Annotated in this window: 1 pseudogene; it reads right to left on the reverse strand. The window is 49.2% G+C overall.

Going from position 1 to position 987, the window contains the following annotated elements:
• A pseudogene (locus ACFO5O_RS14700) lies at positions 1 to 987 on the reverse strand (hypothetical protein); the annotation flags it as partial.

Raw genomic sequence — 987 nt, forward strand, 5'->3', positions numbered from 1 at the left:
ATTCTAGTGCATCAATCGTACCATCACCATCGGTATCTGTCGTACCTTCGGTGCCATCATTGATACCGTCACCATCGCTGTCTGCATTTAATGGGTCGGTGCCATTGGTTGCTTCGTCCGTATCGGATACTCCATCGTTATCATCATCGGTATCGGTAGCATCGCTGATGCCATCGTTGTCGGTATCCAAAGGTTTGGAATTTGCATCCATAGGGTCGCTACCTGCTGCCGTTTCATCGGCGTTACCGTAACCATCACCATCGGTATCGTTGTTTGGGTCTGTGTTGGCTTCATCTTCGGAATCTACGACGCCATCGTTATCGGCATCGGCTGTGTTGGATTCTAGTGCATCAATCGTACCATCACCATCGGTATCAGTGGTACCTTCGGTGCCATCGTTGATGCCGTCGCCATCGCTGTCTGCATTTAATGGCTCCGTGCCGTTGCTGGCTTCATCCATATCGGATACACCGTCGTTATCATCATCGGTATCGGTGGCATCACTGATGCCATCGTTGTCGGTATCTTGTGGTACATCATTACTATCTGATGGATTAGTTCCTGCTGCCGTTTCATCGGCGTTGCCGTAACCATCACCATCGGTATCGTTATTCGGGTCGCTGTCATCTGCATCATTTTGGTCTACAACACCATCGGTATCGGCATCGGCTGTGTTGGATTCTAATGCATCAATCGTACCATCACCATCGGTATCAGTGGTACCTTCAGTTCCATCGTTAATCCCGTCACCATCGCTGTCTGCGTTTAATGGGTCGGTGCCATTGGTGGCTTCGTCCGTATCGGACACACCATCGTTATCATCATCGGTATCGGTAGCATCGCTGATGCCATCATTGTCGGTATCTTGTGGTACATCATTACTATCTGATGGATTAGTTCCTGCTGCCGTTTCATCGGCGTTACCGTAACCATCACCATCGGTATCGTTGTTTGGGTCGCTGTCATCTGTATCATTTTGGTCTACAA

Origin of the sequence: Geojedonia litorea (genome assembly GCF_042654525.1) — a bacterium.
Classification (GTDB): domain Bacteria; phylum Bacteroidota; class Bacteroidia; order Flavobacteriales; family Flavobacteriaceae; genus Geojedonia; species Geojedonia litorea.